Source organism: Halorubrum tibetense (genome assembly GCF_055396225.1).
In genome coordinates, this window is record NZ_AP043742.1 from 1,684,855 (window position 1) to 1,706,528 (window position 21,674).

The window sequence follows — 21,674 nt, forward strand, 5'->3', positions numbered from 1 at the left end:
CCGTCGACCGGCTCAGCGCCCGCCGTCGACCGGCTCAGCGCCCGACGATCTCCGCCGGCGGCGAGAGGTTCCGGCGGCCGCCGAACGTGACGAGGAACAGCACGCCGACGCCGACGCCGTACGCCAGCATGAGTGGGAGCGTCGCGAGGAACATGGTGATCACGCCGGCGGGGGTGAACACCGCCGCGAACAGGAGGATCCCGACGGTCACCTCCCGCCAGCGGCCGCGGAAGGCGTCGTAGGGGACGCCCGCCTTGTTCAAAAGCACCATCAGCACGGGAATGTCGGCGAGGAAGCCGATGCCGACCGTCGTGTAGATGACGAGCCAAAGGAAGTCGCTCACCTGGTACGTGATGATCATGTCGGCGGTCGCGGCGTCGGTTATCAACCACCCGATAAGCGCGGGGGCGATGTACGTGTATCCCAGCGCGAAGCCGCCGATCAGCCCGGCGGACAGCGCCGCCGTCCACACGTACACCTGCCGGACGTGCCCGGCCACGAACCCGCGGTCGCGGAGCGCGGGCCACGCGTAGTACAGCAGGAACGGGAAGACGGCGACGATCCCGAGCAGGAGCGAGAACTTCACCATGAAGATCAGCGCCTCGACAGGGTGGAGCGTGATGATGTTGATCCCCCCGTCGACCGCCTCCGGAACGCGCGATTCGAGGTCCGCGCGCACGGTCGCGAGCCCGCCGAGATACAGCCACGTGAACGCCAGCGCCATCACGCCGCCGAACACGACCAGCAGCCGGAACGACCGCGACCGCAACGAGTCGAAGATGAACTTGAGGTCCGTGTAGTAGCCGCCGATGTCGTCCTCGGCTTCCTCGCCCTCGCCGTCGGTGAGCTCCGAGAGGAACGTCGAGGACGCCCGCGAGGAGCGGTCGCCGATCGTCCCGAGCAGCCCGCCGTCGGTGGCGTCGCCGCCCGCGTCGGCGCCGGAGCCGCCCGACCCACCTTCACCGCCGGTTTCGGCAACGTCGCCGTCGGCCGCCTCGTCGCCGTCGGCCGCCTCGTCGCCGTTCACCTCGTCGAACCGATCGAGTATCGCGCGGGCCTTCTCCGGGTCGTCGTCGTCGATCGCGGCCTGTGCCCGGGCGAGCGATTCCTCCTCGTCCATCGCCTCGAACGGCTCGGCGGGAGCCGCGTGCACGCCGGCCGCGTCGAGCTCCTCGAGGTCGATGGCGGTCGGGTCGCCGTACTGGTAGCCGGCGCTCGTCGTGTCGAGGTCGGTGTAGACCGCCCACAGCGTCGCGAGGACCCCGAACGCGAGCGCCCAGCCGACCGCGTAGATCGCGGCCGCGGTCACCGGGTCGACGCCGAGCCCCTCGCCCGGCGCGAGGAACCGCCAGTCGCTGCCAGCCCACCGGAGGAGGTCGTTGGCTCCGGTTCGACCGCCGTACTCGTAGAAGGCGTACACGATCCCGCCGCCGAGCACGCCGACGCCGAGCACGACGTTCCAGTGGGCTCGGACGGCGTCACCGACGTCGATCCGATCGGAGCTCCGCTTCGCGGTGACGACGAGCTTCGCGAGATAGAGGCTGAACCCGTACAGCGCGATGAGCGGGAACGCCCACATCAGCTGCGTGAACGGGTCCGGCGGCGAGAAGAACGCGCCGAACACGAAGATGGCGACGACGGCGTACCGCCACTTGTCGCGGAACGTCTCGTATTGGACGATCTCGGCGTAGGAGAGCCCGGTGATCAGAAGCGGCATCTGCCCCGCGAGCCCGAACGACAGCGAGAGGAAGACGATGAACTCCGTCCACATCACGATACCGTACGTGGGCTGGATCCCGGCTTCGAGTCCGAAGCCGGCCAGGAAGGAGAACATGATCGGGAAGAACGCGTACACGCCGTAGGCGACGCCGACGGAGAACAGCGCGGTCCCGAGGAGGAAGATCGCGGCGAGCTTCCAGCGGGGGATCGGGGTCTGTGGCCACATTCCCCGGGCGCGGAGCTCGTAGCGGGCGACGAACACCAGCGCGGGGAGCGCGATGATCGCGCCGACGATCAACGCGATCTTCGCTTGGAGGAGGATCACTTCGAACGGGGTAGTCGCGATGACGTCGAGCTCCTCGGCGACGGCGGGGGACATGTTCGCCTCCGTGATGCCGTAGAGGAACTCCCAGACGTACACGCGGAGCGCCCAGAACGTGACGAGGAATCCGAGGAGGAAGACGACGAACACCTTCTGGAGGTCCTTCTGGATCGTCCGAAGGAACGCCCTCGCCGAATCGCGGCCTTCCGCGATCGACTGTTGGGTGTCCTCGTCGAGGGCACTCGCCATACGGCGACCGAAGGGCGTGGTCGTTATCAACCTTTTCGACCGTGCCCGGGTCGAGGGCGAGCGATCCCTCCGGTCCGGAGCGGATGACCGGCTCCGAATAGCGTGGCCACCCCATCGTTCACCGACGATCCGTCGCCGCCATCCGAAAAGGCCTATAATCACCCGGTGGCGTACCTAAAGTGAATGGACGACGCCGACCGGTCACGCGACGAGCCGTCGGACCCCGAAGGGTCGCCGCAGTCGGGCGGATCCGCGGGAGACGACGACACGGAGCGACCGGACCGGTCGGCGTCGGCGGACGCGGACGAGGTGTCGAGCGCGGAGTCGGCGTCGGCGGACGCGGACGAGGCGTCGGAATCGACACCGGCCGGTCCCCACGATCCGAACTGGGACGGCGGCGTCGACACCGGCCACACAGACGACACGGGGAGTGCGGACGCCGAGGACGACGATCCCGACGACGGTACTGAAGGCGATCCCGACGACGACACGGAGAGCGAGGCCGAAGACACGGACGAGGACGATCCCGACGACGACGCGGACGAGGACGACGGTATCGGCGACGGCGGAACCGCGACCGTCGACGATGGGGAACTCGCCGGGATAGAGGGGCCGGAGACGGACGAGGAGATGCCGCTTGCCGCCCACATCGAGGAGATGATGCGGCGGCTCGCGATCGTGTTCCTGCTCGGCGGGCTCGCGACGCTCGTCGTCGTGACGGAGTCGACGACGCTCATCAACTACTTCTGGGACTACCACATCCCCGCGCCGCGCGAGAACCGACCGCGGCTGTACGCCCCCCTCGAGCTCCCGCTCACGCGACTGAAGGTCGCGGGGATCGCGGGCGTCGTCGTCGGGCTTCCCGCCTTCGTCTACCAGACGTATCGGTTCATGAAGCCCGGCCTCTACGAGAACGAGCGGCGCTACTACCTGGCGGCCGTCCCCACCAGCCTCGTCCTCGCCGGGATCGGGGTCGCGTTCGCGCACTTCCTCGTGTTGCCCGCGATCTTCTCGTATTTCACCACCTACACCGCCGACGCGGCGACGATCGCGTTCGGGTTGGCGGAGACGTTCAACCTGATCGTGATCATGCTCGGGTTCATGGCGATCGTCTTCCAGATCCCGCTTTTCATCATGCTCGCGATCATGATGAACCTCGTCACCCGGGTGTGGCTGGAGGACAAACGCCTCATCTTCTGGGGGGCGTTCCTCGGGATCGCGTTCCTCTTCAGTCCCGACCCGACCGGGATGGCCCCGATCATCGTCACCCTCACGATGATCGTCCTCTTCGAGGGGACACTGGCGGTCCTCCGGTGGACCGGGAACTAACCCGTGGGGCGGTGCCGGGTCGACCAGCTGTCGTCTTATAAGGGGACTCCGCGGTCGATCGGTCGCGTCGATCCGGTCCCATCCGAAGCAGTGGTCGCGGAAGCGCGCCACTCGATCGGTGACGGCACGAGGATCTCCGAGTGTCAACGACGACACGGTAGCTACATCGGCGTCGACGATGACGAGGTGTACTTATAAGTGAGACGATGGCGCGCCCGCTCGTGCCTTTATAAAGGTACGAGCGGACCGCGAGCGGGCCGTCGGCTCGTGAGCCCCGGGACGCTACACGCCTCTGGCAGCCGGCGGCTGGGGACTTCGGCGGTTCTCCCCGACGTTCCGCAGGCGAGAGTTTATAAATAGCCGACGAAACACCGTTCACTCACTTATAACCATCCCGCGACGTTCATCCCGCTCCCGCTCCCTGATTCGAACCCGCTCCATACCCGCGGCTCACCGTTCGGTTCGCCGCAGGAAATGGGCTCGGGCGGGTTCGAACCGCCGACCTCAGCCTTGTAAAGGCCGCGTCATAACCAGCTAGACCACGAGCCCTCACCCGGAACTACCTCCGAGAGCGGAAAACGATTTCTTTCTGCGTCGCCGACTCCCCCCGTGAACCGTCGTCTCCTCACCCTCGCCGTCGTGGCCCTCCTCGTCGGCGGCGTCGCGCTCGTCACCTTCACGACCGCCCCCGCGCTGTTGATCACCGGTTACGAGACGACGACCGTAACGGCGGTCGACGGCGACACGGGGGAGTCGCTCGCGACCGTGGAGGCCCGGATCGCCGACGACGGGCTCAAACGCTACGTCGGCCTCTCGGCGACCGACGAGCTCGACGCCGACGAGGGAATGCTGTTCGTCCACGACGAGCCCGGCGAGTACCCCTACGTGATGCGGAACATGGCGTTCGCGATCGACATCCTGTTCGTCGCGCCCGACGGCGAGGTGACTCGGATCTACGAGGCCGAGCCCGAGTCGCGCCCGCTGACCACCTACGAGGGGACCGGCCAGTACGTCCTCGAAGTGCCGCGAGGGTGGAGCGATCGTCACGGCGTCGAACCGGGCGACGAGCTCCGGTTCGATCCGTCCTGACGGGTCGCGTTCGGGAGGCCACGATCCGCCGAAACCGCCTTCGTTCCCCGGGAGGGACGACGAAACCCTTTCACGCCTCGCTCGCGTCGGGTCGGGCATGACCGGCCTCCTCCGGCGTATCGCCTGGAACCTGCGACACCGCTGGCGGCGGGTGTTCGCGCTGCTCGTCGTCGGCGCGGGCGTGCTCGCCCCGTTCCTCACCGGCCTCTGGTGGACGCTCCCGCTCGTCTGGTTCCTCGGGCTGTTCGTCCTCCTCCCCGTCCTCCACACGCTCGCGAAACCCCTCCCCGACGGCGACGACGACGGCGGACGGTCGGGACGCGAACGCTCCGGTGACCCCGCCCTCGACGCCCTCCGCGAGCGCTACGCCCGCGGCGACATCGACGAGGCGGAGTTCGAACGCCGGCTCGACCGCCTGCTGGAGACCGAGGACGCGGAGATCCCTGATCGGAACGGCGACGTCGCCGCTCGCGTCCGCGAGAACCTCGAACGCGAGATCGAGCGGATCCGGGAGTGACCGTGGGTGAGCCGAACCTCCACCGATACCCGTTCTGCGGTGTTCGAACGGTGATCCGCCCGTGATACGGGCGCTGCTCCGGTACCCGTTCACCGGCTCCCCGCGGGTCGACGCCGTCCTCGTCGGCGGCGGCTGCCACCTCCTCGCGGTGTGGCTCCCGCTGCTTCCGTTCATCGCCGTCGCGGGCTATCTCTCCCGAGTGCTCGCCGCGACCGCGGCCGTCGACCGCATCGGCGATGCCGACCGACCGGGCTGGCAGCCGGTCGGTCCGCTCCTCCGCGACGGGCTGCGTCTGGTCGCGACGACGGTCGGGTACCTCGCGGTGCCGACGGTCCTACTGGTCGTGACGTTCGGCGGCCCGCTCGAGCGGGTCGACCCAACGGGGACGACCGACGGGACGATCTTCCTCCTCGGCACGACGCTGACGACGCTGTTCGCCTTCGCTATCGCCTATCCGCTGCCCGCCGCGCTCGTCGCGGTCGCCCGCGAACGGTCGCTCCGCGCCGCGGTCGACCCGTCGCTCGTCGGGCCGGCCACGCGCGACGCCGGCTACCTCGTGGCCGTCCTGCTCACCGCGCCCGCGTTCGCGCTCGCCGTCGGCGCGTACGGGACGCTCAACGCCGTCGCCCTCGGCTTCTTCGTCGCGTTCTACGTCGAGGTCGTCGTCGCCGCGACCCTCGGCAACGCGACCGGCCGGGCGTGGCGACGGCGCGGACTCGTCGACGGCGAGCGATACGGCTAGTCGGTATCGACGAACGTCACTGACAGAGACGAACCGCCCGAAAAACGCGCCGAACGTGCCGGCGGCTACACGCGGCGCTCGTCCAGTTCCGCGTCGTCGAGCGAGCGGTTGTGGACCGCCTCGCCCGAGTCGCCATCGAAGACGTGGATCGCGTTCTCGGGCAGGCCGACCCGGACGCGTGTTCCCGACTCGATCCGGCGGAGGCCGTCGACGGTCGCGATCAGCTCCGGTCCGTCGTCGAGCGCGACGTGGACGACGTTCTCGTCGCCCATCGGCTCCACGACGCTGACGGTCGCGTCGAACACGTGATCGACTGCGGTGTCACCGAGGGGACCGGTCGTACCCGTCCCGTCCCCGACGGCAGTCCCTCCGTGTTCGCTGCTGCCGTCATCGGTCGGTCGGACGACGAGGTCCTCGGGGCGGACCCCGAGCGTCGCCTCCGCGCTCCCGGCGACCGCCCCGGCGACGTCCGCGCCGAGCGGGTAGCGGAACTGCACCGTCTCCACTTCCCGATCGTCCGCCACGTTCCCCTCGGTTCCGAGCCCGAGGTCAGCGGTCCGCGTCCCGTCGACCGGCACGTCGAACTCGGCGACGAGCGTACCGTCGTCGACGCCGCAGTCGACGAAGTTCATCGACGGCTCACCGACGAAGCTCGCCACGAAACGGTTCGCTGGGCGGTGATACGCCTCGAGCGGCGTCGCAACCTGCTGGAGCTCGCCGGCGTCGAGGATCGCGATCCGGTCGCCCATCGTCATCGCCTCCGTCTGGTCGTGGGTGACGTAGACGGTAGTGGTGTCCAGATCCGCCTGCAGCTGTTGGAGCTCCGTCCGCATCTGTGACCGGAGTTTCGCGTCGAGGTTACTGAGGGGTTCGTCCATCAGGAACGCCTTCGGTTCGCGGACGATGGCGCGGCCGAGCGCGACGCGCTGCTGTTGCCCGCCCGACAGCGCGCCGGGCTTCCGGTCGAGCAGCTCCGTGATGTCGAGCATCGCCGCGGTCTCCTCGACGCGAGCGTTCCGCTCGTCTGCGGGCATGTCGGTCGACTCCTCTAAGCCGAACCGCATGTTCTCCCGGACGGTCATGTGCGGGTAGAGCGCGTACGACTGGAACACCATCGCGATGTCCCGCTCCGCGGGCGCTTGCTCGTTGATCCGCTGGCCGTCGAGTCTGATCTCGCCGCTCGTGATCGATTCGAGCCCCGCGATCATTCGGAGGGTCGTCGACTTCCCACAGCCGGAGGGGCCGACGAGGACGAGGAACTCCCCGTCAGCGATGTCGACGTTCACGTCGTCCACGGCGAGGACGGAACCGTCCCCCTCGCCGAACCGCTTCGTCACCGAGTCGAGTTCAAGTCGTGCCATTATGTGTCACCTGCGACGCCTTTCGCGAACTGTTCTCCGAAGAGGACGTAGACGATGAGCGTCGGCAGCGCCGCGATGAACGCCCCCGCCATCTGGAGGTTGTACTCCTGAACGAACGACCCCTGTAGCTGGTTCAACGCCACGGTCACCACCTGGTTCGACGGATCGCTCACGAGGACGATCGCGAACAGGAGGTCGTTCCACACCTGCGTGAACTGGTAGATGAGCGTCACGGCGAAGATCGGCACCGAGAGCGGCAACACGATCCGGCGATAGATCGTCATCGCGGACGCGCCGTCCAGCCGTGCGGCCTCCAGCATCTCGTCGTCCAGCGTCGCGTAGTACGCCCGGAACAGTACGGTACAGATCGGGATCCCGTAGGCGGTGTGGGTGATGCTCAGGTTGATCAGTCCCTGGTAGTCGTCGACGAACGCGAGCGGGATCCGCGCGCCGAGATCGACGAACGACCAGAACTGCGTGAGCGGCACCAGCACGGCCTGATACGGAATGAACACGCCAGCGACGAACAGTGTCAGCACGCCGATCTGGCCGCGCCAGTTCAGGTTCGTCAGCCCGTAGGCGGCGATCGATCCGAAGAACGCCGAGAGCACCGTCGCCGGGATCGCCATCATGGCGCTGTTGGTGAGTCCGGTGGAGAGCCGCTGGAACGCGACTTGCCACGCGTCGAGCGTGAACTCTCCGGCCGGCGGCGGCGCAAACGGCGTCGTCGCCCGGAACCCGTCCGTGGTTTTGAACGCCGTCATTAGCCCGGATTCGAGCGGCGCGAGGTAGAACGCGACCATGCCGAGCAGCACGGCGTACAGCGCGACCCGGGAGCGGTCGATCCGGTCGACCCGGTCGAAGAGCGATACCTCCGCGTCGCGGTCGGGCGTCTCCTTGACCCCGGTGTCGCCGCTCATAGCTCACCCCGCCGGTACTGCAGGTAGAGGTACGGTCCGATCACCGACAGCGCCATCACGAACAGCACCATCGCGACCGCGGAGCCGTACGCCCACTGGAGTCGGTCGAAGGCGACTCGATACATCATCACCGCGAGGATGTCCGCCGAGCTGCCCGGGTTGACGCCGAACAGCACGAACAGGAAGTCGAACGCCTTGAGCGCGAACACCATCAACACCACCGCCGCCGACATCGTCGACGCACGGAGCTGCGGGATGATGACGCGCCGGTAGAGCCGCACCGCCGAGGCTCCGTCGATCCGCGCCGCCTCGTACTGGGCGGTCGGGATCGCGCGCAACCCCGCGAGGTAGACGACCATGCAGTAGCCGGAGAACTGCCACATCAACGCGAAGATTATCGCGGCGAGTTTGAACCGTGGGTCGGCCAGCCATGCCTGTGTGAGGAAGCCGAGTTCGACCGTCGTCCAGAAGACGACGGTGTCGATCACGCCGACGACTCCCCGAATGCTCTCGTTGATGAGCCCGACACGTGGATTGTACATCCACGACCAGAAGATCGCCGTAACGACGAACGAGAGGCTCATCGGTAGCAGGTAGATCGTCCGGAACGTGTTCTCGAAGCGGATCTCTCGATCCACGAGGATCGCGAGCACGAGCCCGAGCACGAGCGAGAGGACGGTGAACACGACGAGCAACACGATCGTGTTCCGGAACGCCGCGATGAAGGACGCGTCAGTCAACAGTGTCGTGTACGCCTCCGTCGTCAACGAGGAGTAGTCGGGCTGTCTGAGTCCCTCCCAGCCCGTCAACGAGATAACGAAGTTCCAGCCGATCGCGCCGTACACGAACAACAACACGAGGAACCCGGGCGGTCCCCAGAACGGGATCGACTCGAGGAACTGGCTGCGCCGTAGCCGCGTCGCGAGCGGGACGCTGTCGGTCTCGGCGGCCGTCCCGCCGTCGGTCCGAACCGCGGGTGCGTCGCCGGTCCCTTCGGATTCGTCGGGCCCGGTCGAGTCGCCCCCGGCGGTTTCACCCCCGTCCCGTCCCCGTGAACGCGACCGGAGTACTCGGTCGAACAGCACGCGTAGCCGATCGAGCATCACGCGTTAGAACGCGTCTCGGAGCGCCGCGTACGCGGTGTCGACGTCGAGGTTGTCGTTGAAGTTGGCGAACGCCTCCTCCATCTCGGACTGCACCGCCGGCGCGACCGCCGTTCCGTGGGCGATGGTCGGCGGCTGGGTGTTCGAGTTATCGAAGTCGTCGATCTGTCGGCTGAGGAACGGACCGAACGCGTCGTCCGGGACGTCCGTGCGCGGCGGGATCGATCCTTTGGTCGGGTTGAACCGCTCCTGGGCGTCGACAGTACCCGCGTAGTTCAGGAACTGCTCCGTGGCCTCCGGAGACGGGTTGTTGGTCGGGAAGACGAACGAGTCGATGACGGAGTGGTAGACGCCGTCGGTCCCGGGGAACGGCACCATATCCCAATCCTCGCCGAACTCGAAGTCGCCGGCGGCCTCGTACTGGCCCGCGGCCCAGTCGCCCTGGTGGAGGAACGCCGCGTTCCCCTCGATCAGCTCGTCGTTGCCCTGGTCCCACGAGATAGAGCCGGCGTCCTCGGGATAGTGGTCCGCGTACTCCGCGAGCAGCCCCAGCGCCTCACGGACCTCGTCTTCGAGTGATTCGACGTTCCCGTCGACGAAGGAGAGGTAGTCGTCAGTTCCCTGCTGGCCGAGGAAGACGGCCTCGAACAACTGGAGTGTCGACCACGGCGACTGCGTCTGATGGGCCATCGGTACCGCGTCCGTGTTCTCGGCGACCGCTTCCAACGCGTCGACGAGCCCCTGCGGGTCGTCGATGTCTGTCGCGTCGACATCGGCGGAGTCGAGGACCTCGACGTTGTAAAAGAGGTTGTTCAGCCGGTGGATGTTGATCGGGACCGCGACGAGGTCGCCGTCGGGCCGCGACAGGTCGACGATGTCGTCGAGGTACGCCTCGCGCATCTCGTCGTCCCACACCGACTCGCCGATATCTTCCAGCAGGTCGGCGTCCGTGTACGGCGTCAGCGCCTGTCCCGGCCAGATCTGGAACGTGCTCGGCGGGTTGCCGTCGAGCACGCGGTTCTGGATCACGGTGTCGATCGCGGATCCAGCGCCGCCTGGGGCGGGGTTATCGACGATCTCGACGTCGGGGTGTTGCTCGCGGAAGCCGTCGAGGAGCGCGTTGTACGCGTCCTCCTCGCCGCCGGCAGTCCACCAGTGGACGATCTCCAGGTCGCCTTCATCGGCTTCGCCGCCATCGCCGGTGCCGTCACCGGTACCGTCACCGGTCCCGTCGTCGTCCCCGACTTCCGGATCGTCGGAGCAGCCCGCGACCGCGACGGTGGCGACAGCTCCGGCACCGGCAATGTAGCGCCGGCGAGTTACACGACTCTCAGGGGTTTCACGTGGCGTATCAGACATTGTACACAGTATGATCGATCCTGAGCGTACTTAATCGTTGATGATATACCTGCGTATTTAGTATAATGATAGTAAATTAATTTGATGCAGTTGAAACGACGTTCGGTGAGGCGCAGTTCTATCGACCGACCGATTCTTGAGCGCGCGGCCCCGAACTGGGGATAATGGACGGACCGCTGTGGATCGACAGACACGCACCTGACCTGGAGGAGATCCGCCAGGACGACGCTCGCGAGCGGCTCTTTCGGGCGATCGACGAGCCGATGAACCTCGTCGTACAGGGACCGCCGGGCGTCGGCAAGACGGCGGCGACCCGGGCGTTAGCGCGAGAGTCTCACGCCGCGCCCGAGAGCGACCTGATCGAGATCAACGTCGCGGACTTCTTCGGCCGAACGAAAAAGGAGATCCGGACGGACCCCCGGTTCGAGGGGTTCCTCGCGGGGAAGAGCCGGATGGCCAAACGCGACATGATAAATCACGTGCTCACGGAGTCGGCCGCCTACGCGCCGATGTCCGGCGAGTACAAGACGGTGCTTCTGGACAACGCCGAGGCGATCCGCGAGGACTTCCAACAGGCGCTTCGGCGCGTGATGGAGAAGCACCACCGAACGACCCAGTTCGTGATCGCCACCCGTCAGCCCTCCAAACTGATCGCGCCCATCCAGTCGCGGTGTTTCCCGATCCGGCTGCGCGCCCCGACGACCGACGAGACGATGGACGTGTTGGAGACGATCTGCGACCGCGAGGACGTCGAGTACGACGCGGACGGGCTGGAGTTCGTTGCCAGCGCGGCCGGCGGCGACCTCCGGGAGGCGATCCTCTCCGCGCAGGCGACCGCGGTGGAGGGCGGAGAGATAACGATGACGACCGCTTACGAGACCCTCGGCGACGTCGGCGACGACGACACGATCCGCGAGGCGCTCGCCGCCGCCCGGGACGGTGACCTGAAGGACGCCCGAAAGACCCTCGACGACCTGCTCGACGAGGGCGGGTACGACGGCCCCGACCTGCTCCGCGAGACGCTCCGCGTCGCCCGGTCGGGCTCGGCGTACGGTGGTGACGAGCTCGCACGGCTCCACAAGCTCGCCGGCGAGGCCGACCTCGACCTGGTCGACGGCTCCGACGACCGGATCCACCTCACACACCTCCTCGCCGCGTGGGCCGCCGGTCGAACCGAGCTCCGCGCCGGCTTCCACGAGCCGGTGGAGGCCTGAGATGAGCCGGGACCGAGCCCCGCCGCTGGCCCGGCTGTTGCCGTTTCCCGTCGTCGACGAGGCGTGGCGGCTGGCGCTCGTGCCGGCGCTCGTCGCGGCCGTCACGCTCCCGTTCGTCCCGCCGGTTGGTGTCGTCGCGCTCGCGGCGTCGCTCGGCGTCCTCTGGTTCCATCGCGACCCGGACCGGACCCCACCGGAGCCAGACTCAGCGGTCGTCTCGCCCGCCGACGGGACGGTGAGTGTCGTCCGCGAGGAGGGGACGCGCCTGCGGGTCGGGGTGTACATGAGCGCGACGGACGTCCACGTCAACCGCGCGCCGATCGCCGGCGAGGTCCGCGAGGTGCGCCACCGTCCCGGCGCGAACCGCCCGGCGTTCGACAAGGAGTCGGACCGAAACGAGCAGGTCGCGATCGACTTCGGCGAGTACGAGCTGCTCGTCATCGCCGGTTGGTTCGCCCGCCGGATCCACCCCGCGGTCGCGGCCGGCGACCGCGTTGAGCGTGGCGAGCGGGTCGGACACGTCTCGTTCGGCTCGCGCGCCGACGTGGTGTTGCCCGCCGGGGTCGATCGCGAAGACCTCTTGGTCGCCGAGGGGGACGCCGTTCGGGCCGGTGAGACGATCATCGCCGAGCTGGAGTGACGCTCCTCGCCGCGTTCGAGTGGATCCTATCCGGATCCGACCACTCCGCCCGACACTGACCGACAGCGACCCTCACTCCACCCGTGCGCTCGTCTGCATCCCGTCCGTGTTGAACGCGCTGCCGACCGTGTCGTCGCCACAGACGATCACGCCCGCGCCCGAACCGGTCAGGTCGTCGAACTCTCGGATGGCACGGTCGGCCGCGGTGTCGGCGTCGTATCCGTCCGCGAGGAGGTCGACCGCACGGCGCGAGAGGGTGACCCGAGCGATATCCTCGCCGGCTCCGGTCGCGCTCGCGCCGCCCGCCTCGGTGCAGAAGAACCCCGAGCCGACCTGCGGGACGTCGCCGACGCGGCCCGCGAGCGCGAACGACCGGCCGCCCGTCGATGTCGCCGCCGCGAACGACTCGCCGTCGCTCGCCACCGCGCCGACCGTGTCGTGGTCGGGGGCGGCGTCCTTTTCCCGGCCGCCCGCCCGGTCGTCGCCGGAGCCGAAGCGGGACGCGAGCCAGTCGAGGTGCTCGCGCGGACCACCCCCCGGCGGGTCCTCCGCCTCGTACCGCTCGCGTTTCTCGTCCGTCAGCAGGTCGACGCCCGTCTCGATCCCGAACTCCGCCGCCAATTCGACCGCGTGGCCGCCGGAGACGAAGATATGCGGGGTCTCCGCGAGCACGACGCGGGCGACCGACACCGCGGACTCGACGCCCGGCATCGAGCAGGCCGCGCCGATCTCCCGATCGGAAGTCATGACGCCGGCGTCGGTGCGGACGACGCCGTCCGACTGGACCGCGCCGCCGACGCCGGCGTTGAACCGAGGGCTCGCTTCGAGCACTCCCACCGCTGACTCGACCGCGTCGAGCGGGTCCGTCGTCGCCGCGCCCGCCGCCGCGGCCTCGTCGAGTACCGCCTGTCGGGGTTCGGGCTCGTCCGGAACGCCGCCCGCGCCGCCGTGAACTATCACGCGCATGCGAACTCCTCCCGACGGCGAGGCCATAAGCCTCGGGAAAGCGGCGGGCGGCGACCGTCGCCGTCACTGTCGCCGGGTTTAATTCCGGCTCGGTCGAACCGGTCGGTATGACGGATCCGCCGCCGACCTCCGTGCTCCTCCCGACGGTCCGCTGGACCGACGCCTGTGAGGAGGTCGCCGAGCTCCTCGGGCCGGACGACGAGCTCCTCGTGATCGCCGACACGGAGACGGACCCGGTCGCCGAGCGCGCTCAACGCGGCGGGGGTCTTCCCGACGGCGTCCGGATCGTCCTCGCGGGCGAGCCGACTGGGTGCTCCGGCAAGGCGAACGCCATCGCCGCGGGCATGGACGCGGCCGCCCACGAACGAATCGTCTGGACCGACGACGACTTCCATCACCCGCCCGACTGGCTCGATCGACTCCACGCCGACTACGAGCGGCAGGGGCCGACGACGGAGCGACCGGCGTTCGTCGGTCGCGACCCGCTCGGCGTCCTCCTCGAACCGGCCTACCTGATCGGCGGGACCCTGCCGGTCGCGGCCGGCGGGATCGTCTGGGGCGGTGCCGTGATCTTCGAGCGGGGCGACATCGACGAGGCGGCGTTCCTCGCGGAGATCCGCCGTTCGCTCAGCGACGACGGGACGTTGAGCGAGCATCTCGAGGTGACGGCGGCCGACCGCACACGGGTCGTTCCGGCCGGCGGATCCGTTCGCGAGTCGCTGGAGCGGTTCGTCCGGTTCCTCTGGATCACCCGGTACTACGCGCCGGTGGCGACCGGGATCAACCTCCTCCTCGCGGTCGCCCTAGCGGCCGCGTGTCTCGTCGCACCGCTTCCGACGCTCGTCGGCCTCACACTCGTCTCCGCGGCGACGTACCGGTGGGTCGGCGTCCGCCGTTCGACCTTCCTGCTCGCCGGGCCCGCGGTCCTCGCCTCGCCGCCGCTTTTGGCGTACGCGCTCGGTCGGCGGACGTTCGTCTGGGCCGGTCGCCGATACCGGTGGAACGGCAAGTACGACGTGGACGTGGTCGACGGGTAGCTCGGGCGTGAACCCTAACCGCGCCCCGGTAGCCGGAAAACGGCAGGCACTTTACGGCGGTACGAGAATCCACGCCCGTTATGAGCTACGACAAGGTCGAGGTCCCCGACGACGGGGAACAGATCACGCTCGCCGACGAGGAGACCGGCGAGTTGAACGTCCCTGGGAACCCGATCATCCCGATCATCCACGGCGACGGGATCGGCACTGACGTCGGTCCGGCCGCGCAGCAGGTGCTCGATGCGGCCGCCGAAGCTACCGGTCGCTCCATCGCTTGGATGCGCGTCTACGCCGGCGGAAGCGCCCGAGAGAAGTACGACGAGAACCTGCCCGAGGACACCGTCTCGGCTATCCGCGACCACCGCGTTGCGATCAAGGGACCGCTGACGACGCCCGTCGGTGCGGGTTTCCGGTCGCTCAACGTCGCGCTCCGCCAGACGCTCGACATGTACGCCAACGTCCGGCCGACGTATCACCTCACCGGCGTCCCGTCGCCAGTCAAGAACCCCGAGGCGATGGACATGATCACCTTCCGGGAGAACACGGAGGACGTGTACGCCGGCGTCGAGTGGGAAGCCGGCACCGACGAGGTCGAGCAGGTACGCGACTTCCTCGAGGACGACATGGAGATCGCCGACGTGATCCACGACGGCCCCGTCGGCATCGGCGTCAAACCCATCTCGGAGTTCGGTTCCAAGCGGCTGATCCGCGAGGCGATCGACTACGCGATCGCCAACGACCGCGACACGGTCACGCTCGTGCACAAGGGGAACATCATGAAGTTCACCGAGGGCGCGTTCCGCGACTGGGGGTACGAGGTCACGGAGGAGGAGTACGGCGACGACGTGATCACCGAAGACGAGCTGTGGGACGAGCACGACGGCGAACAGCCCGACGGCACGGTCGTCGTCAACGATCGTATCGCCGACAACATGCTCCAGCAGCTGCTCACGCGGACGGACGAGTACTCCGTCATCGCGACGATGAACCTCAACGGCGACTACATGTCCGACGCCGCCGGCGCGCAGATCGGCGGCCTGGGGATCGCGCCGGGCGCGAACTTCGGCCACGGTCGCTGCCTCGCCGAACCCGTTCACGGCTCCGCGCCCAAGTACGCCGGCGAGGACAAGGTGAACCCCACCGCGATGATCCTCTCGGGCCGCGAGATGCTCGATTACCTCGGGTGGAACGACGCCGCCGACCTGGTGCGTGACGCCGTCGAAGAGACCATCTCGTCCGGAAAAGTCACCTACGACCTCCACCGACAGATCGAGGGCGGCGAGAAGCTGGCGACCAGCGAGTTCGCGGACGCCGTCGTCGAGAACATCGAACGGCTGTCCTAACCAGTCGTCGAAACGCGGTCCGAGACGACCCCTCTCAGACCGAGACGACTCCCGTTTTCGATCGTGAAAACCGGACGCGACACTTCCGGCTTACGGAGAATCAAGGAGAAAGCCTCGCGCTTCAGCGCGGGGATGAATCCGACAACTCTTCTCTAATCCACCGTTCGATGGCACGGCAGGATATTCCACGCTGCGTAATCCACGCCTTCAAGTAAGTTTGTCTACATAGTTTACGTATGGCAAAACAGGTCGTCACGCGCACCTATACTGCTTCCATTCGGAATCAGCCACGGGTGTCCGACGATCTTGACGCCCTCGGGTTCGCAGCCAGTAAGCTCTGGAACGTCGGACGGTGGACATGCAGCCGGATTTGGGATAAAATCGATCACATCCCCAACCACAACGAACTCACCGCCTACCTCAAAACCCACGAACGCTACGATGACCTGCATTCTCAGTCAAGTCAGCGAGTCCTTCAAGAACTCGCTGAGGCGTTCAACGGCTGGTACGGCAAACGACGCAACGGAGATGCGAGAGCGAACCCGCCCGGCTACCGCAAACACGGCGACGAACACCCGCGTTCGACAGTCACATTCAAGCAAAAAGGCTTCAAACTCGACACACAGTACAACCGCGTCCGACTCTCTCAAGGCTCAAACCTCAAAGAGTATTGGTCGGACTTCATTCTCTGCAAATTCCAAACTCGGCCCGACGTTGACCTCTCTGCCGTGGAGAACGTCCAACAAGTGAAGGCGGTTTGGTCAGGCGATGAGTGGGAACTCCACTTTGTCTGTAAGGTGGAGATTGAGGTCTCTGAGTCACCCGGTGAGCAGACCGTCGGCATCGATCTCGGTATCAACAACTTCGCCGCGCTTGCCTACGAGGACGGTCACAGCGAGTTGTACCCGTTGAACTGTCTGAAGCAGGATGACTACTACTTCAGCAAGCGGCTCGCGCGGTGTGACGACTCGAACTCTGAACGGGCCACGCGGCTGAACCAGAAGAAATCGAGGCGGCGCACGCACTACTTCCACACGCTCTCGAAGCACATTGTCCAGCGGTGTGTTGAGGAAGACGTTGGAACGATTGTTGTGGGTGATCTCTCCGGTATCCGTGAGGACGACGAGAAGGGTGAGTCGAAAAACTGGGGCTCACACGGCAATCTTGACTTGCACTCGTGGGCGTTCGACCGCTTCACGGAGTTGCTCACCTACAAGGCCGAGATGGAAGGGATCGCCGTTGAGGAGGTGTCCGAACGCGATACGTCGAAGTCGTGTTCGTGCTGTGATCGGACGCGTGATGCAAACCGCGTCGAGCGTGGGTTGTACGTGTGCGACGAGTGCGGGACGACGGCGAACGCGGACGTGAACGGTGCCGAAAACATTCGACAAAAAGTATCTCCGAGTTCACCGAGTTTGTCGGTGAATAGGAGTAACGGCTGGTTGGCACAGCCATCGACGTTCCTGTTTGACAAGGAAACTGGTGCACTCGCGCCTCAAGAACAGGTAACGTCGTAAACCACAATATCCCAACCCAGCGGTGCGGTGCCGTGGGAATCCTCGCGCTTCAGCGCGGGGAGGATGTCAAGCTCGGTCCTACACGTATCACGGCCGATAACGACACCCATTGATTTAAATACGATACTGCCGTACTTCCGATAATGAAAGTCCAGTTCGAGTGCTCGTGTTCGGAGGAGATCTCCGAGTTCACTCGTGGACAGACGAGCCGCGGCGTTCACGTCGAGTGCGGGAACTGCGGCGCGGTGTACGCGGTCACGATCACCGAGCTCGAGTGATCCTCGACCGGCAGTCCGCAGCGTGTTTCAGTCCTCCGATCAGGACCCCTCTGCCGAGTTGAATCGGAGTTGGACCGTCGTCCCGGCGTCTGTGGCGTCGAACCGAACGGTTCCGCCTTGAAGCTCACACATCCACTTGACGAGCCACAGCCCGATGCTGCTGGCGTGTGAGAGGGGCGTCTCCTCTTCGGCGCGGAGCACCGATCGCTCGTCCTCGGGGATCCCCGGGCCGTTGTCGCGGACGGAGAGGCTGGTCGTCGACCCGTTCACTTCGATCCGCGCGACGATCCGTCGACTCGGGTCGTCGTTGTGCGCGACCGCGTTTTCGAACACTTCACGCACCGGATAGCTCACCGACTCGTCGGCACGGATCCACGCCGAGTCGGGCGTCTCGAGCGCGACTTCGACACCCTCGGTGTCGAGTGTCTCGATCGCCTCGGTGACGACCGCGGCGAGGTCCACGCGCTCCTCGGTCAGGTCGTTCGACGCGTCCTCGATGACGCGGAGCTTCTCGCTTATCTCCACGATGTTTTCCGTCGTCTTCCGAATGGTCTCGATACACTCCCGGCTCCGCTCGTCATCGAGCCGACGTTCGAGGAGGTCCGCGTACCCTTGGACGATGTTGAGATCGTTCCGGACGTTGTGACGGAACACGCGACTCAACACCTGCAGCTGTTGGTTCGACGTTTCCAGCTCGTCGCGGACGGCGGCCGTCTGCCGCGCGTGATGAACGGTCGCACCGTAGAGGAAGGCGGACGAGAGCCCGACGAGCAGCCATCCACCCGCGAGCAGCGGCGGGGTCCAGACGCCGTCCGTCCACCCGACTGCACCGAAACCGCGGTCCATTACCGGGACGGCCACGACACCGAGAGCGAGATACAGGGCGGTGAGGCGCAGCGGCGATCGGTCGGACGGACGTCCCGAAACTGATTTCATAGTTATTATACTTATCCCCAGTGACTGAGTAGTACAACTAACATGGTTCAGTGATGTGTATTAAGTCTTCACTGCCAGGCAATAAGGGTGGGGAAACCGGATGCAGTAAGGTGTCGAGCGCCGGCTGCCGGCGTCGTTCGTGACGGAAGGGCGGCGGTCGAGTCGGGCGTCACCACGTCTTGCAGTCCGGACAGACGAGATCGTCGTCGTCCGCCCAGCGACGCGTAACCCGCTCCCCGCATCGGTCACACGCCGCTCCGCCAGTCGTCCACGCGCTCGTCGATGTGGCCGGATCGGTCTCACCCGGATCGAGCGGCGGCTCCGACCCCTCGTCGACCGGCTTCCCGTTATTTACCCCCTCACTGGCCTCACCCTGCTCCCCGTCGTCGACCCCTTCACCATCGGCCGCCTGCGTCCCGTCGTTCGCCGGCCGGTCGTTCGACTCGGCGTCCTCCGCCGCGTCGTCGGCGAACTCGTCGAGCGATCGGTCCTCCGCCATCTACGCCTCCCGTCGGAGCCTCGCAACGACGTACTCCCGTTCGAGTTCGCCGAGGAACTCGCCGAGCCGTGGCCCCTGCGTCTCGTCGAAGAACAGCCGGTAGCCCGCAGCGAAGAAGTCGGCGACCTCGATCCCGTGCTCGCGGGCCGTCTCGTACATCTCGCCCTGGATCGCCTCCCCGTCGTGGCCCTCGGCGACGAACTCCGCGAGGTCGTCGAGCGCCGCCGTCATGTCGTCGTCGAACGCGACGTCCGGCAGGTCGGTCTGGACCCGGTAATTGTACTCGTTGTCGGTCCGCTCCGCCCACGCCCGGGCCTTCTCGACCCGCTTGAGCGCCGCCTCGACCGCCCACTCGGGGGTGTCGTCGGTGATGTGTCCCTCGTCGCGGGCGAGCTGCTCCCGGAACGCCGGGTCATCGACCATGCCGAGCACGGCGGCGAACGTGTACGGGAGCCGGACGATCCCCTCTCGCACCTCGTCGACCGGGCGGGACGCCGTCCCGCTTGCATCCGACCGGTGTCCGGCGACGACGAACGGGTACGCTCGCTCGGCGAACCGGGTCAGCTCCGGGTCGTCGACCTCGCCGAAGTACGCCCGCTCGAAGCGGTCGAACCGGTCGACGAGCTGGTCGATCCGTTCGATATCGAGGTCACGCGCCTTCTTCGGGTGGAGCGCGAAGAAGTAGCGGACGACCTCCGGTTCGAGCACTTCCAGAAGCTCCGGGACGGTGACGACGTTCCCGGCCGACGAGGAGAGCGCCTCCCCACCGAGCGTGAACCACTCGTACACCATCGGTACCGGCGGCTCGATGCCGAACACGTTCCGCGCGAGGTCGACGCCGGAGGGCCACGACCCCTCCGCGTGGTCCTTGCCGAACGGCTCGAAGTCGACGTCGAGTACGTCCCACTGGGCGGGCCACTCCAACCGCCACGGGAGCTTCCCCTCCCGGAACGTGGCCGTCCCCTCGTGGCCGCACCCCTCGATCGTGTTGTCGCCGACGTCCATATCGGTACAGCGGTACTCGACCGTCTCGGCGTCGAGGTCGATCCCCGTCACCGTCTCCGTGATCTTCCCGCACTCCGCACAGACAGGGTTGAACGGGACGTACTCGTCGTCTACCTTGTCCTGATACGTCGAGAGCACGTCGCGGACGCCTTCCAGGTCGGAGAGGACCGTCCGAACCGCGTCGTCGAACGCCCCGGTCGCGTACAGCTCCGTGTTGGAGACCATCTCGATCGGGACGTCGAGCCGGTCCGCGTCCGCCTGTAACAGCGCCGCGAAGTGGGCGGCGTACGACTCCCGCTCCCCGAACGGGTCCGGGATCGCCGTGTACGGCTTCCCGAGGTTACGCCCGAGCGCGCCCGCGTCGACCTCGCCCAGGCCGACGATCTCGCCGTCGGCGTTCGCCAGCTTGCGGGGGATCTTCCGGAGCGGGTCCTTGTCGTCGGAGGTGAACACCTGTCGGACCTCGTAGCCGCGCTCGCGGAGCACCTCCGCGACGAAGTAGCCGCGAATGATCTCGTTGAAGTTGCCGAGGTGGGCGACTCCCGACGGGGAGACGCCGCCCTTGATCACGATCGGCTCGTCCGGGTCGCGCGCCTCGACCTCGTCGGCGACGACATCGGCCCAGAACGCGCGGAAGCCGTCGGCGTCCGCCGCCCCCGCCGTTCCTTCGGTTTCTCCCGTATCCGAACCATCCCCGGTGTCGCCCCGATCTGACGCCTGTTCCGAGAGGATGTGTGGGGAGTCGGCGTCGTGCGTCATTCCGGCGTTCCCTCCCGTGTCCCCGCTCGCTCCCACTGGGGTGGCGCGTCGACGCCCTCCGGAACGACCTCCGTCCCCGTGTGCTCCCCGTCGCGGATCGCGTCGACGACGGCGTCGGGATCGGTACCGTCGAGGACGATCGATCGGACACCGCCCCGACCGATCAGCTTCGCCGCGAGGAGGTCGACGGGCGCGGACGACCCCGCGTCGCGGCTCATCGGCACCACCACATCGACGAGCTCGGCCGGGGTCAGCGTCTCGAACCGGGTCGCGTCGTCGTAGCGGTTCGGATCGACGTCGTACACGCCGTCCGCGCTGGTGGCGAACACGAGCAGGTCGGCGTCGACGACCTCCGCGAGGACGGCGGCGACCGCGTCCGTGGTCTGTCCGGGTGTCATCCCGCCCATCACCGGGGTTTCGCCGCGTCGGAGCGCGGTGATCGCTTCGTCGTACTCCGTCGTCGGCGACGGGGCGGCCGTGTCGCCCAGCGCGGCTATCAGGAGACGGGCGTTGAGCCGGGTCGTTCCGATCCCGAGCTCGTCGAGGTCGACCTCGTTCGCGCCCAGCTCGCGGGCCGTCGTGATGTACTCGCGGGCGACGCCACCCCCGCCGACGACGACCCCGACCTCGTACTCCCCGTCCGCCAACCGTTCGAGCGCGTCGGCGTAGGCGGCGACGCGGTCGGGATCGAGCTCCGGCGCGAGCACGCTCCCGCCGATGGAAACGACGACTCTCATTGGGTTCGGATAGCCGTCTCCCCGGCTTAAGGA

The 21,674-nt window shown here is 67.1% G+C and carries 20 protein-coding genes and 1 tRNA gene; 10 read left to right on the forward strand and 11 right to left on the reverse strand.

Annotation, left to right across the window (positions count from 1 at the left end; all coding sequences use genetic code 11):
* Nucleotides 1-34 precede the first annotated feature (34 nt).
* The gene (locus tag ACZ5TV_RS08545; RefSeq protein WP_464383699.1) at nucleotides 35-2,290 is read right to left on the reverse strand and encodes a twin-arginine translocase subunit TatC; all 2,256 of its coding nucleotides are present in this window, start codon (nucleotides 2,288-2,290) and stop codon (nucleotides 35-37) included.
* Nucleotides 2,291-2,473: 183 nt separating this feature from the next.
* On the opposite strand from ACZ5TV_RS08545, the gene tatC reads away from it, so the two are divergent.
* Complete coding sequence (tatC, locus tag ACZ5TV_RS08550) at nucleotides 2,474-3,619, forward strand: twin-arginine translocase subunit TatC (RefSeq protein WP_464383700.1); 1,146 nt, start codon at nucleotides 2,474-2,476, stop codon at nucleotides 3,617-3,619.
* Nucleotides 3,620-4,094: 475 nt separating this feature from the next.
* On the opposite strand, the gene ACZ5TV_RS08555 is transcribed toward tatC, so the two are convergent.
* Nucleotides 4,095-4,168: transfer RNA gene (locus ACZ5TV_RS08555), tRNA-Val, on the reverse strand.
* 60 nt (nucleotides 4,169-4,228) lie between these two features.
* On the opposite strand from ACZ5TV_RS08555, the gene ACZ5TV_RS08560 reads away from it, so the two are divergent.
* The 3 genes from ACZ5TV_RS08560 to ACZ5TV_RS08570 all read left to right on the forward strand — a co-directional run bounded on the left by ACZ5TV_RS08560 (nucleotide 4,229) and on the right by ACZ5TV_RS08570 (nucleotide 5,967).
* A complete protein-coding gene (locus ACZ5TV_RS08560) occupies nucleotides 4,229-4,708 on the forward strand; it encodes a DUF192 domain-containing protein (protein ID WP_379783122.1) in 480 nt (159 codons plus the stop codon).
* Nucleotides 4,709-4,805: 97 nt separating this feature from the next.
* Nucleotides 4,806-5,225: an SHOCT domain-containing protein gene (locus ACZ5TV_RS08565; protein WP_379783123.1), complete on the forward strand. Its 420-nt coding sequence runs from the start codon at nucleotides 4,806-4,808 to the stop codon at nucleotides 5,223-5,225.
* Between the two features lie 61 nt (nucleotides 5,226-5,286).
* Entirely contained in the window at nucleotides 5,287-5,967 is a 681-nt protein-coding gene (locus tag ACZ5TV_RS08570) for a DUF4013 domain-containing protein (RefSeq protein WP_464383701.1), read from the forward strand.
* Between the two features lie 65 nt (nucleotides 5,968-6,032).
* Here the strand turns inward: ACZ5TV_RS08570 and ACZ5TV_RS08575 are convergent, their stop codons facing one another.
* The 4 genes from ACZ5TV_RS08575 to ACZ5TV_RS08590 are packed head-to-tail and all read right to left on the reverse strand — an operon-like array spanning nucleotide 6,033 to nucleotide 10,710.
* On the reverse strand, nucleotides 6,033-7,328 hold the full coding sequence (locus ACZ5TV_RS08575) for an ABC transporter ATP-binding protein (RefSeq protein ID WP_379781753.1): 1,296 nt from the start codon (nucleotides 7,326-7,328) through the stop codon (nucleotides 6,033-6,035).
* Nucleotides 7,328-8,248 carry a carbohydrate ABC transporter permease gene (locus tag ACZ5TV_RS08580; RefSeq protein WP_379781755.1) on the reverse strand — a complete coding sequence of 307 codons (921 nt, stop codon included), beginning with the start codon at nucleotides 8,246-8,248 and terminating at the stop codon, nucleotides 7,328-7,330. Before ACZ5TV_RS08580 ends, ACZ5TV_RS08575 begins: the two co-directional genes overlap by 1 nt.
* Complete coding sequence (locus ACZ5TV_RS08585) at nucleotides 8,245-9,351, reverse strand: carbohydrate ABC transporter permease (protein WP_379781757.1); 1,107 nt, start codon at nucleotides 9,349-9,351, stop codon at nucleotides 8,245-8,247. The genes ACZ5TV_RS08580 and ACZ5TV_RS08585 overlap by 4 nt, the downstream gene beginning before the upstream one ends.
* A 6-nt stretch (nucleotides 9,352-9,357) precedes the next feature.
* A complete protein-coding gene (locus ACZ5TV_RS08590; RefSeq protein ID WP_379781759.1) occupies nucleotides 9,358-10,710 on the reverse strand; it encodes an ABC transporter substrate-binding protein in 1,353 nt (450 codons plus the stop codon).
* 164 nt (nucleotides 10,711-10,874) lie between these two features.
* On the opposite strand from ACZ5TV_RS08590, the gene ACZ5TV_RS08595 reads away from it, so the two are divergent.
* A complete protein-coding gene (locus ACZ5TV_RS08595) occupies nucleotides 10,875-11,924 on the forward strand; it encodes an AAA family ATPase (protein ID WP_464383702.1) in 1,050 nt (349 codons plus the stop codon).
* Between the two features lies 1 nt (nucleotide 11,925).
* A complete protein-coding gene (locus tag ACZ5TV_RS08600) occupies nucleotides 11,926-12,564 on the forward strand; it encodes a protein sorting system archaetidylserine decarboxylase (RefSeq protein ID WP_464383703.1) in 639 nt (212 codons plus the stop codon).
* A gap of 72 nt (nucleotides 12,565-12,636) precedes the next feature.
* Here the strand turns inward: ACZ5TV_RS08600 and ACZ5TV_RS08605 are convergent, their stop codons facing one another.
* Entirely contained in the window at nucleotides 12,637-13,530 is an 894-nt protein-coding gene (locus ACZ5TV_RS08605) for an isoaspartyl peptidase/L-asparaginase (protein WP_464383704.1), read from the reverse strand.
* 107 nt (nucleotides 13,531-13,637) lie between these two features.
* Here ACZ5TV_RS08605 and ACZ5TV_RS08610 point away from each other — a divergent pair, with 107 nt between their 5' ends.
* The 4 genes from ACZ5TV_RS08610 (at nucleotide 13,638) to ACZ5TV_RS08625 (ending at nucleotide 17,705) form a co-directional block, all read left to right on the forward strand.
* Nucleotides 13,638-14,567: a glycosyltransferase family 2 protein gene (locus ACZ5TV_RS08610; protein WP_379780533.1), complete on the forward strand. Its 930-nt coding sequence runs from the start codon at nucleotides 13,638-13,640 to the stop codon at nucleotides 14,565-14,567.
* Nucleotides 14,568-14,647: 80 nt separating this feature from the next.
* The gene (icd, locus tag ACZ5TV_RS08615) at nucleotides 14,648-15,910 is read left to right on the forward strand and encodes an isocitrate dehydrogenase (NADP(+)) (RefSeq protein ID WP_379780531.1); all 1,263 of its coding nucleotides are present in this window, start codon (nucleotides 14,648-14,650) and stop codon (nucleotides 15,908-15,910) included.
* 236 nt (nucleotides 15,911-16,146) lie between these two features.
* Entirely contained in the window at nucleotides 16,147-17,427 is a 1,281-nt protein-coding gene (locus ACZ5TV_RS08620) for an RNA-guided endonuclease InsQ/TnpB family protein (protein WP_379780529.1), read from the forward strand.
* Between the two features lie 143 nt (nucleotides 17,428-17,570).
* Nucleotides 17,571-17,705, forward strand: a complete 135-nt coding sequence (locus ACZ5TV_RS08625) for a hypothetical protein (RefSeq protein ID WP_255417605.1) — start codon at nucleotides 17,571-17,573, stop codon at nucleotides 17,703-17,705.
* A 39-nt stretch (nucleotides 17,706-17,744) separates the two neighbouring features.
* Here ACZ5TV_RS08625 and ACZ5TV_RS08630 read toward each other — a convergent pair whose 3' ends face one another.
* From ACZ5TV_RS08630 to pyrH, 4 genes are all read right to left on the reverse strand, one after another.
* Nucleotides 17,745-18,641, reverse strand: coding sequence for a sensor histidine kinase (locus ACZ5TV_RS08630; protein WP_379780526.1), 897 nt, complete (start codon nucleotides 18,639-18,641; stop codon nucleotides 17,745-17,747).
* A gap of 169 nt (nucleotides 18,642-18,810) precedes the next feature.
* The gene (locus ACZ5TV_RS08635; protein ID WP_379780524.1) at nucleotides 18,811-19,140 is read right to left on the reverse strand and encodes a DUF7573 domain-containing protein; all 330 of its coding nucleotides are present in this window, start codon (nucleotides 19,138-19,140) and stop codon (nucleotides 18,811-18,813) included.
* Complete coding sequence (lysS, locus tag ACZ5TV_RS08640) at nucleotides 19,141-20,904, reverse strand: lysine--tRNA ligase (protein WP_379780522.1); 1,764 nt, start codon at nucleotides 20,902-20,904, stop codon at nucleotides 19,141-19,143.
* Nucleotides 20,901-21,641 carry a UMP kinase gene (gene pyrH / locus ACZ5TV_RS08645; RefSeq protein ID WP_464383705.1) on the reverse strand — a complete coding sequence of 247 codons (741 nt, stop codon included), beginning with the start codon at nucleotides 21,639-21,641 and terminating at the stop codon, nucleotides 20,901-20,903. Before pyrH ends, lysS begins: the two co-directional genes overlap by 4 nt.
* Between the last annotated feature and the right edge of the window lie 33 nt (nucleotides 21,642-21,674).

Excerpts from the sequence above, each read along its gene's own strand:
- ACZ5TV_RS08545 (WP_464383699.1), bottom strand. The coding sequence starts at position 2,290 with ATGGCGAGTGCCCTCGACGAGGACACCCAACAGTCGATCGCGGAAGGC.
- tatC (WP_464383700.1), top strand. The coding sequence starts at position 2,474 with ATGGACGACGCCGACCGGTCACGCGACGAGCCGTCGGACCCCGAAGGG.
- ACZ5TV_RS08565 (WP_379783123.1), top strand. The coding sequence starts at position 4,806 with ATGACCGGCCTCCTCCGGCGTATCGCCTGGAACCTGCGACACCGCTGG.
- ACZ5TV_RS08575 (WP_379781753.1), bottom strand. The coding sequence starts at position 7,328 with ATGGCACGACTTGAACTCGACTCGGTGACGAAGCGGTTCGGCGAGGGG.
- ACZ5TV_RS08580 (WP_379781755.1), bottom strand. The coding sequence starts at position 8,248 with ATGAGCGGCGACACCGGGGTCAAGGAGACGCCCGACCGCGACGCGGAG.
- ACZ5TV_RS08585 (WP_379781757.1), bottom strand. The coding sequence starts at position 9,351 with ATGCTCGATCGGCTACGCGTGCTGTTCGACCGAGTACTCCGGTCGCGT.
- ACZ5TV_RS08590 (WP_379781759.1), bottom strand. The coding sequence starts at position 10,710 with ATGTCTGATACGCCACGTGAAACCCCTGAGAGTCGTGTAACTCGCCGG.
- ACZ5TV_RS08595 (WP_464383702.1), top strand. The coding sequence starts at position 10,875 with ATGGACGGACCGCTGTGGATCGACAGACACGCACCTGACCTGGAGGAG.
- ACZ5TV_RS08600 (WP_464383703.1), top strand. The coding sequence starts at position 11,926 with ATGAGCCGGGACCGAGCCCCGCCGCTGGCCCGGCTGTTGCCGTTTCCC.
- ACZ5TV_RS08605 (WP_464383704.1), bottom strand. The coding sequence starts at position 13,530 with ATGCGCGTGATAGTTCACGGCGGCGCGGGCGGCGTTCCGGACGAGCCC.
- ACZ5TV_RS08610 (WP_379780533.1), top strand. The coding sequence starts at position 13,638 with ATGACGGATCCGCCGCCGACCTCCGTGCTCCTCCCGACGGTCCGCTGG.
- icd (WP_379780531.1), top strand. The coding sequence starts at position 14,648 with ATGAGCTACGACAAGGTCGAGGTCCCCGACGACGGGGAACAGATCACG.
- ACZ5TV_RS08620 (WP_379780529.1), top strand. The coding sequence starts at position 16,147 with ATGGCAAAACAGGTCGTCACGCGCACCTATACTGCTTCCATTCGGAAT.
- ACZ5TV_RS08625 (WP_255417605.1), top strand. The coding sequence starts at position 17,571 with ATGAAAGTCCAGTTCGAGTGCTCGTGTTCGGAGGAGATCTCCGAGTTC.
- ACZ5TV_RS08630 (WP_379780526.1), bottom strand. The coding sequence starts at position 18,641 with ATGAAATCAGTTTCGGGACGTCCGTCCGACCGATCGCCGCTGCGCCTC.
- ACZ5TV_RS08635 (WP_379780524.1), bottom strand. The coding sequence starts at position 19,140 with ATGGCGGAGGACCGATCGCTCGACGAGTTCGCCGACGACGCGGCGGAG.
- lysS (WP_379780522.1), bottom strand. The coding sequence starts at position 20,904 with ATGACGCACGACGCCGACTCCCCACACATCCTCTCGGAACAGGCGTCA.
- pyrH (WP_464383705.1), bottom strand. The coding sequence starts at position 21,641 with ATGAGAGTCGTCGTTTCCATCGGCGGGAGCGTGCTCGCGCCGGAGCTC.